Below are 6,689 nucleotides of genomic sequence, written 5' to 3' on the forward strand. Positions count from 1 at the left end.
ACCCCCCGGATCATCCAAACGACAGGGGCAGGAAGTCATACCGGGCCGGGCGACCGAGGGTCCCCGGCTGGGGACGATCAAGAAGGTAACGGGGGGGCCGACCCGCATCCACAGTCGGTCACGAGACGAAGTCGGTCCGCGCGCCATGTTGGCCGGGTCGGTGGAGGTGGACGGGCAGTCCGAGGTGCGCTTCGTCCGGGATCTGGCGGGACGGAGCCGGCCGGTCGGCCGATCGATCAGTTCCGGGGTCGTGCGTGGTCACAGCCTGCCGACCGCTGGCAGACTGACGCGCTCGTACCCGAAGGAGACGCATGGCGAAGCTCATCTACTCGATGGTCACCTCACTCGACGGCTACGCCGAGGCGGCGGAGGGCGGCCTCGGCACCGGGGCCGACGACCAGGAGGTGCACACCTTCATCAACGACCTCTTCCGCCCCGTCGGGACGTACCTCTACGGCCGACGGATGTACGAGACGATGGTCTACTGGGAGACCGCGCACACCGAGCCCGACCAGCCGCCGCACATCCTGCAGTACGCCCGCGACTGGCAGGCCGCGGAGAAGATCGTGTACTCCACGACGCTGGAGTCGGTGTCGAGCGCGAAGACCAGGATCGAGCGGACCTTCGACCCGGACGCGGTGCGCAGGCTCAAGGCCGAGGCCGATCACGACCTCACCGTCGACGGCCCGAACCTCGCCGCCCAGGCGATCGCGGCCGGCCTGGTGGACGAGTACCACCTGTTCATCACCACGAGCGTGGTCGGCGGCGGCAAGCGGTTCTTCCCCGACGGCGTGCGCCTCGATCTCGAACTGGTCGAGCAGCGTGCCTTCGACAGCGGACTGATCTACGCGCGCTACCGGACCCGCTGAGCCGCACCGGTTGGTGACGCTGCCGGCGGCCGAGCCGGGGCGGACGCTCGCGATCACACGTCGCCGACCGCGAGGCCGTCGGCACCGGTACGCCGCTGCCGTGGCGGCCGGCGCTCGGTTGTCGGTGCGCTAGTTGGACCGCGAGTGGGGCGGTGGGTTCCGTAGGTCCCGGACGGTTGAGCCAAGACGGCGGCCACAGTTGGCGGCGGTCGATTCGATCGGCGTCTTGACGGGCGGGTCGCGATGTGACGTAGTGGATCGAGCGATTCGGGTCGATGTCGGCCGGGCGCAACGGTCCGTGACGTCTAGGAGGCTTGTCCGTGTCTTTGTCTCGCCGCCAGTTCCTGTCCCGCTCGGCTGGAGCCGGTTTCGCCGTGGCCGTGGCGGGTTCGGTCAACGCCCTGTTCACCGCGGCACCCGCGCTGGGGGTGTCCGGCCCGAAGACCGGATACGGTCCGCTCGTGCCTGACCCGGCCGGCATGCTCGACCTGCCAGTGGGCTTTCGCTACACGGTGCTGTCTCGCGAAGGCACCGTCCGGCCCGACGGTGGCATCGTGCCGAGCCGGTTCGACGGTATGGGTTCCTTCGCCGACAAGGCGCGCGGCACCCGCCTGGTCCGCAACCATGAGTGCTCCCCGACCGCGAGGATCACGGTCGTGGCTCCACCGGAGCGCACGTACGACCCGGCGGCCGGGGGCGGGACCAGCACCCTCGTTGTCGACGCGTCGAACCGCGCCGTCTCCGAGCACGTCAGCCTCGGCGGGACGGCCATCAACTGTTCCGGCGGCCGGACGCCGTGGCGCACCTGGCTGACCTGCGAGGAGACCGAAGACAAGGCGGGTGCCCGCGGGTACGTGAAGGACCACGGGTTCGTCTTCGAGGTCGACCCGTACGACGATGCGCGCAACACCGATCCGACACCGCTGACCGCGATGGGCCGGTTCCAGCACGAGGCGGTCGCGGTCGACCCGCACACCGGCATCGTCTACGAGACCGAGGACGCCTTCGTGGCGCCGCTGGGCAGCTTCTACCGTTTCCTGCCGAACCGGCCGCTCGGCGGTCACGGGAGCCTGCGGGCAGGCGGCGTGCTGCAGGCCCTGCACGTCCCGGACCTGCCGGACCTGTCGGTGGTGACGAGCGCGGGCACGTCCTTCTCCGGAGTCGAGTGGCTGGACGTGCCGGACCCGCTGGCGACGACGGAGTCGGTCCGCGCCCAGGACTACGGCAAGCCGATCACCGGTGGGTACAAGATCGAGGGCGCCTGGTGGGGGGAGAACGACGGCTGCGCCTACTTTGTCTCGTCGTTCGCCCGGCGTGAGCAGGGCTCGGCCCGCGACCACGACGGCCAGGTCTGGCGGTACGACCCGCGAGCCAACACGTTGCGCCTGGAGACCATCTTCACCCGTCCCACCCCGGCACCGGAGAACCCGGAGTTCGACGCCCCGGACAACATCTGCATGTCACCGTACGGGGGCCTGATGATGTGCGAGGACGGGATCGGGGACCAGCACATCCTCGGTACGACCGCCGACGGCGAGGTGTTCGTCTTCGCACGTAACCGGGTCAACGTCGGCACCGCCGAGGACCCGGAGTACGGCGAGTTGGCCGGCGCGACGTTCTCCGCCGACGGCCGGACCATGTTCTTCAACGTCTACAACCCGGGCATCACGTACGCCGTCACCGGCCCCTGGAACCGCCGCCAGCGCTGACCCCGCAGCCGCTGTCGGTGCCGCCGGGGTCCCCACGTGATCGGGGAGCCCCGCCTCGCCGGGCCCCGGTGGAGGCTCAGACCAGGCCGGCGACGGCGCCTATCGCGGTGATGGCGACGGCGACCTGCTCGGTGAGGGTGCCGTCGACCGGCCACGAGCCGTCCGGGCGCTGGGTGGCGGTGAGCCGCCGGACCACGACGCGGAACACTGGATGGTGCGAGGGCAGCAACGTCGTCCGTAGCGTGCATCCGGCGCGGGCGACGTCGGCCGGCGGGGCGTCGAGCAGCCGCCGCGCCAGGTCGTCCAGCCCCTGGTCCGCCTCCTCGCGCAGCCCCACCGCCCACAGCAGGGCGGCGGCGAGCCAGGTGGTGGTGAGGCACGACGGCCAGGCATCTGAGGCCTCGACGGCGTCGCGCACCGCCCGGGCGGCCGGTCCGGCCGCCTCGGGCCGGTCCAGGACCGCCAGGCACCAGCCGACGTTGGCGGTCAGGTAGAGGGTGTCCTGCGACGGCAGGTGCCCGGTGTCCACGGCGGAGCGCACCGTGCCGTCCGGCGCGACCAGCGCGGCGAGCCAGTCGGCGCAACGGTCCACCCGTGAGCCGTACCGCAGGTCCAACTCGATGATCCGGTCGAGCCGTTCGCACGTCGCCGCCGCGGAGGGGGCGCCGGCTGACCAGGGCGCGGGGAATCCGCCCTCGGGAGACTGGTCGGCGAACAACGCGTCCGCCACGTCCAGCGGCGCCGGCCACACCCCGGTCAGCACCGTCGCCAGTCGGTGCCTGTCGGACTCGTCGCCGTGCGCGATCACCCACTCGACCGCCGCAGCAGTGTCGATCATGCGCGGAACTTAGCAAACCCGGGAACGAAGGGACGAGCTGAGGCACGCCTTCAGCGGGCCCGGCAGCCTGGTCGATCTTGATCGGGATCGTGGCCGGGATGCCACGCCCGGCGCAGTTCCGCCGCGATCGAGACCGAAACGAAGATCCACGACCTGTGGCCTGCGTACGCGGCACGCTGGGGGGACCGGTCGGCCGTGGCGGGATGTGCCCCGAGCGGTACGGGCCGTGGAAGCCGCCGACCGGCCGGTAGGGTCGTCCGCGTGGACCTGGAGGACACCGCCGCCCGGCTCGGGGTACCCGTCGAGGACGTCGACCGCATCCACCGGCTCGCCGGCGACCGGCCGTCGGCTCCGCTGCCCGCCAAGGCCGACGCGCCCGCGATCCTCGTCCGGCTCACGGTACAACCGGACGACGCCGCCGAGATCATGGCGGGCTGGCCCGACCCGGACTCTGCGCTGTGGACTCCGGAGCTGCGCTGGCTGCTCGACCGCTCGATCGCCCTGGTCCGCGCCGATCTCGGGGGCCACGGCTGGCTGTCGCCCGGTCCGGCGCTGCCGCGCGAACGCGGCCCCGCCTGGCGGCATCTCTACGTGTACGCGTACCTGGCCCTGGTCGACGTCGTCACGGCGTACCACCGCGACCACGGCATCGCCGATGCCGTGTCGTGGATGACCCTCGCGGACCTGGGCCGCAACCTCGCGATCGACCGGCGGATGCACCGTGAGGGCTGGCCGGTCATGCAGAGCTGGCTGACGCTGCACGCACGCGGCGGCATCTACGAGCTGGGCCGGCTGCAGCACCAGCGCGGCGGCACCGCCATCGACCTGCACATCCCCGAGTCGGGGCCGATGACCCCGGAGGCGGTCGCGGCGTCGCTCGACGAGGCCCGCGCGTTCTTCCCGCGCCACTTTCCCGACGAGCGCTACACGGCGTTCTCCTGCGGCTCGTGGTTGCTCGACCCGCAGCTGCTGGAGTACCTGCCCGGGGACTCCAACATCGTCCGGTTCCAGCGGAGGTTCGAGCTGGAGCCCTACGAGGAGCCGGAAGGGTTGGACGCCGACGTCGAGGTGCTGCGGTTCGTGTTCCGCACCCTGACCATGCCGCTCGACCAGCTGCCACGCCGCACCGTGCTCCAGCGCGCGATCGTCGACCACCTGAAGGCCGGCCGCCACTGGCACGTCCGCCGCGGCCGCTTCCCGATATAGCCACACCCCTAGGTTCTGTCCTGCGGATCTTGGCGGTCGGGCGCCTCCCCGTTGTTGGGCGCCCGGTAGACGCCAAGGTCAGGGACCGCTCCCGGCCCACAGAGTCTGATGGTCAGCAACCCGACCGTGGAGCTCTCGTGTGGACGGTGGCCAGTACGGTGCCTGGATGCGCCGTACCCTTCACCTCCCCGCCGCGCTGCTGCTGGTCGCCGTCCTGGCCGGCTGCGGCAGCGACTCTGAGCCGGCCGCCGCGCCGCCGACGTCCGCCCCGGCCGCGACTAGTGCCGCCCCCAGCCCATCTCCGTCGAGTGCCTCTCCCACACCTGCCGCGCCGAAGCCGCCTGTGGACGGCGGCAAGTACGAAAGCCCGCTCCTGCTCGTCGAGGCCCTCGGCGAGGGCGGCATCGACTGCACCGGCTACGAAGCGGTCGCAAGCCCCACCGGCGCGATCGCCCGCGGTAGCTGTTACGTCGCGGGCGAGGAGTACACCATCGGCATCTACAAGTCCGCAACGCAGGCCCGGCAACAGCCGAACGCCTTGGCTAAGCTGCTGAAAGGCGTTGCCGACATGGACCTGGTGCTCGGCCGGAACTGGACCGTGGGCTGTCCGGACCAGCCCTCCTGCCGGGAGGTAGCGGCAGTGCTGGGCGGGGAGGTGTTCCACGAAGCCGCCTGACCCCAGGCGCGACGAAAGACCGCCCCTGCCACCCCTCGACCGGGGACAGCAGGGGCGGCAGCCGTACCGGAGGGTGTCTCGTACACCACGCCGACGGTTCCACTCTGCGCGTCGACTTCGATTCCCTGGGCCGCGTCAGCGACATGTCCGCCAAGGTCAGCCCGTAGCCCGGTGCGGCGCCGTGCCGCGGTGACCGGCGGGCGCATGCCAAAAGAGAGCCACGCCAACACCTGCGGTGGGCAGTCGATGTCGTGGTTGACCGTGCTCGGGCCAATTCCTATCGCTCGGGGATAACTCCGGTCACCTGGGAGTTGCGGGTGAGGCTGTCGATGAATGCCTTGTCGGTCTCGTGCTCCGGGCAGACGGTCCACCTGTGCCGTTACGACAATCCTTCACCTACGTCACTAGCGCGGACGCGACCCGATGGGCCGTCCGGGATTCATTAGGTAACGGGCGGGCAGTGCGCTCCACCATCGCGCGACAGCGTTGATTGACAGTGACAAGCTTCTATAGTTTGCTGTTCTGTGCGACGAATTGGGTTCTCGACAGCGAGGACCCCGGGTGTCGAGGAGGACCGGCATGGATGGTGGGGGACGGCGGGTAGGTCGCCGCGTGGCCGCGGTCATGACGGCTGCGGTGCTGTCGACGACGGCATCTGCAGTGGTGTTGGCCGGGCCGGCGCAAGCCGCTGGGGTGCGGGCGGAGGTGGTCGCCGCCGCCCAGGCGTACCTCGGCACGCCCTACCGGCTGGCCTACGGCTGGACGTGCGGGACACGGGCGGTTGATTGCGAGTGCCTCAACCGGCACGCCATCTGGGACGGCACGTACGCCGCCACCGGACGCGGTCTGCAGCTCAACTACTGGTTGCAGGGGCAGATCAACCAGGGGCGCCGCACCAGCACTCCTCGCCCTGGTGACCTGATCTTCTGGGATACCGACCCTAACGACGGGATCCGCTACGGCGGCGATCTGGACCACACCGGCGTCTATATCGGGAACGACCGGGTCATCGACGCCAACGCCTACTACGGCTACGTCAAGTACGACTCGGTGACCCTCGGGGGCACCGAGCCTGACCCGATCTTCATCGACGTGCTGACGCCCAACGGGTACTGACGATTGAGGTCCACACCGCAGCGGCCGCCTACCAATCGCCAGACCCCGGGCTCGCTGGTAGCCGGGCGACCAGCGTTCAGCCCTCGACGATCGCTGGAGACCTGATGGCCCGCCCCAAGCTGCAAAACAAGCAGTGGGCCCCGCTTGTCAGCCGCGGCCCGGCGGGCCATCATCGTGCACAGCCTTAGAGAGTGTTGTGATACCTGGACGTGATCTTCGCTGACTGTGTCAGCGAAGATCACTTCTGTGTCGCTGTGTCTGTAAACCGGTGTACG

Annotated in this window: 6 protein-coding genes; 5 read left to right on the plus strand and 1 reads right to left on the minus strand. The window is 70.3% G+C overall.

The features are described from left to right. The first annotated feature begins 311 nt into the window (after positions 1-311). Both AB0G13_RS33420 and AB0G13_RS33425 read left to right on the plus strand, forming a co-directional pair. A complete protein-coding gene (locus tag AB0G13_RS33420; RefSeq protein ID WP_357883289.1) occupies positions 312-869 on the plus strand; it encodes a dihydrofolate reductase family protein in 558 nt (185 codons plus the stop codon). Between the two features lie 320 nt (positions 870-1,189). Then, positions 1,190-2,578 carry an alkaline phosphatase PhoX gene (locus tag AB0G13_RS33425; protein ID WP_357883292.1) on the plus strand — a complete coding sequence of 463 codons (1,389 nt, stop codon included), beginning with the start codon at positions 1,190-1,192 and terminating at the stop codon, positions 2,576-2,578. Positions 2,579-2,654: 76 nt separating this feature from the next. Here the strand turns inward: AB0G13_RS33425 and AB0G13_RS33430 are convergent, their stop codons facing one another. Further along, positions 2,655-3,416 (minus strand): hypothetical protein, encoded by a 762-nt coding sequence (locus tag AB0G13_RS33430; RefSeq protein ID WP_357883295.1) that lies wholly within the window; start codon positions 3,414-3,416, stop codon positions 2,655-2,657. 261 nt (positions 3,417-3,677) lie between these two features. Here AB0G13_RS33430 and AB0G13_RS33435 point away from each other — a divergent pair, with 261 nt between their 5' ends. From AB0G13_RS33435 to AB0G13_RS33445, 3 genes are all read left to right on the plus strand, one after another. Then, on the plus strand, positions 3,678-4,622 hold the full coding sequence (locus tag AB0G13_RS33435; RefSeq protein ID WP_357883298.1) for an acyltransferase domain-containing protein: 945 nt from the start codon (positions 3,678-3,680) through the stop codon (positions 4,620-4,622). A gap of 166 nt (positions 4,623-4,788) precedes the next feature. Continuing rightward, positions 4,789-5,298 carry a hypothetical protein gene (locus AB0G13_RS33440; RefSeq protein ID WP_357883301.1) on the plus strand — a complete coding sequence of 170 codons (510 nt, stop codon included), beginning with the start codon at positions 4,789-4,791 and terminating at the stop codon, positions 5,296-5,298. A gap of 612 nt (positions 5,299-5,910) precedes the next feature. Continuing rightward, positions 5,911-6,414 carry an NlpC/P60 family protein gene (locus tag AB0G13_RS33445; RefSeq protein ID WP_357883304.1) on the plus strand — a complete coding sequence of 168 codons (504 nt, stop codon included), beginning with the start codon at positions 5,911-5,913 and terminating at the stop codon, positions 6,412-6,414. The last annotated feature ends 275 nt before the right edge of the window (positions 6,415-6,689 follow it).

The organism is Micromonospora sp. NPDC023633 (genome assembly GCF_040640035.1).
Classification (GTDB): Bacteria; Actinomycetota; Actinomycetes; order Mycobacteriales; family Micromonosporaceae; genus Micromonospora.